The 2,096-nt window shown below is 63.4% G+C and carries 3 protein-coding genes; 1 reads left to right on the forward strand and 2 read right to left on the reverse strand.

What is annotated here, in order from left to right; translation table 11 throughout:
• The coding region (locus AC1DT2_RS21655; RefSeq protein WP_477298661.1) for a low affinity iron permease family protein at positions 1-172 on the reverse strand (172 nt) is incomplete at its 3' end.
• A gap of 138 nt (positions 173-310) precedes the next feature.
• Between AC1DT2_RS21655 and AC1DT2_RS21660 the strand changes: the two genes are divergently transcribed.
• Positions 311-964 carry a DUF6766 family protein gene (locus tag AC1DT2_RS21660; RefSeq protein ID WP_477298662.1) on the forward strand — a complete coding sequence of 218 codons (654 nt, stop codon included), beginning with the start codon at positions 311-313 and terminating at the stop codon, positions 962-964.
• Between the two features lie 120 nt (positions 965-1,084).
• Here the strand turns inward: AC1DT2_RS21660 and AC1DT2_RS21665 are convergent.
• Positions 1,085-2,096, reverse strand: a 1,012-nt coding sequence (locus AC1DT2_RS21665; protein ID WP_477298659.1) for an ATP-binding protein, incomplete at its 5' end; no start/stop codon positions are given.

Below are 2,096 nucleotides of genomic sequence, written 5' to 3' on the forward strand. Positions count from 1 at the left end.
CGATGGTCGTGCCCGTATTGATCACCAGCTGCCACGTCTCACTGTATTTGAAAACCGGTCCACATGCGGCCCAGATCGCGACCACGGCGGCGGCGCCGATGGAAGCCGCCGGGCTCCCTGCGGCGGTGGCGGCCCAGCTGGTGAGCCGATTGAAGAGGGAGAGTCTCGCCACGGTGCGGCCTACCGGACAGAAGGGCGCGCCTCTAAATAACGCATGCGCCTTTCTTCCAGCTTTAGGCTTCGGAAATGCCTGCGGACGTCGGCTTCACTGTGGCGAATGGATGCTAGGCGCCATCTAGGGATGGACGGCATGGGTGGTTCTTTTTTCAAGCGCAACGGGCTAAGTCTCGTCGTCGGCCTGATGATGTTGGCAGCGTGGGCCGCACAAGCAGCTACCGGGCACGCTGCCTACAACCAGGAACTGGCCGAACACGGTCGTGCCTCGCTGGGCATGACCGCTTACCTGGCGAGTGGCGACTTCTGGTCGGCGACATTCGAGAACTGGGAAAGCGAGTTCCTGCAAATGGGCGTCTACGTCTTATTGACCGTGTGGCTACGCCAAAAGGGGTCGGCTGAATCGCGTCCAATGGACCCCGCTGATGAGGTCGCCACGCCTACGCCGTGGGAAAAACAACCACGCGCGTGGCGGCGCGGCGGCCCCATCCGCTGGATCTACGCCAACTCGCTGTCGATCGCCTTTCTGCTGCTGTTCCTCGGCTGCTTCGTCGGCCATCTGCTGGGCAGTTGGCGTAAGGCAATCCTGCAAGCAGCCATGCATGCCCAATCGTCGCCTCGGTTGGGTGACTACTTGATCGATCCCAGCTTTTGGTTCGAGTCTTTCCAGAATTGGCAGAGCGAATTTCTGGCCGTGTTATCGCTGGTTGTGTTGTCGATCTTTTTGCGGCAGAAAGACTCGCCCCAGTCCAAAGCAGTCGACGCGCCGCGCGATCAGACCGGTGACTGACACACGTGCGCATGATGCAATGCCCCCAGTCCATGGCAGCCAACGTCTGCATAAGAATCTTCCGACCTCGGGTCACGGCCGTTCCTTTCCCGCGCCGGCGGGCGGCGCCATGCGTGGGCGTCAGGCACCGCCCACCGGGGTCGCTCTGACGGCAGCATCGATGGCACCCGCCAGCGCCTTGCGATCGAAGGGCTTGGCTAGCTGCGTGACACCACGCAGCGACCCCAAGGCTACCTCCGCATAACCGGTGGCGACGACGATGGGCACCTCGGGCTGAACCGTCCGGACAGATTCAACAAGCTCGGCCCCGGTCATGCCCGGCATCGCGTAATCGGTTACCAGCAGGTCGAAGTGGCCGCCGCCGTCGAAGGCATCCACGGCCTGCTGACCTGATTCCGCCGACACGACAACATGACCCATGTCTTCGAGCAACGCGGATAGCGTCACGCGCACGAGAGGATCGTCATCGACGGCGAGAATACGCAGCGCGCGACCAGGGCCGGGCGACGTGCCTTTCCTCTCCACATCGTGCTTCTCAGGCTGCCGGGCGGGCGACCCAGGGTCGGCAACGGGGAGCAACAAGCTCACGGTGGTGCCTCGTCCGACCTCACTCTCCACTATCAGGCGCCCGTTGGACTGTTCGGCAAGACCGTGAACCATGGATAGGCCCAGGCCTGTGCCTTTGCCAACGCCTTTGGTTGTGAAGAACGGATCGGCCGCGCGAGCAAGGGTCTCGGGTGACATGCCCTCCCCTTCATCGATGACTGACAGGCGGACATACCGGCCTGCGGGGAGACCTGAGGCATGTCCCTTCGTCACCGACTCGACGGCCGCTCGGATCTCGATGCTGCCCCCGGCGGGCATCGCGTCCCGCGCATTGACGAAGAGGTTGAGCAGCGCAAGTTCGAGCTGATGTGCATCGACGAGGGCCCGGTCAAGGGTCAGCGGGAAACGGCTGATGATGGTGATGCGAGACCCGAGGGTGGTCTGGACCATGTCCGCCATACCGTGAACGAGTCCCCCGATGTCCACGGCAGTCGGCTTGAGCTCCTGGCGGCGCGCGAACGCCAGCATCCGTTGGGTCAGGGCCGCGCCCCGATCCACCCCAGCCATGGCGGTATGGAAGATACCC

Source organism: Luteibacter sp. P4_E6, from assembly GCF_056401535.1.

Bases quoted from the DNA above. Each gene is read 5' to 3' on its own strand.
- AC1DT2_RS21660 (WP_477298662.1), top strand. From the start codon at position 311: ATGGGTGGTTCTTTTTTCAAGCGCAACGGGCTAAGTCTCGTCGTCGGC.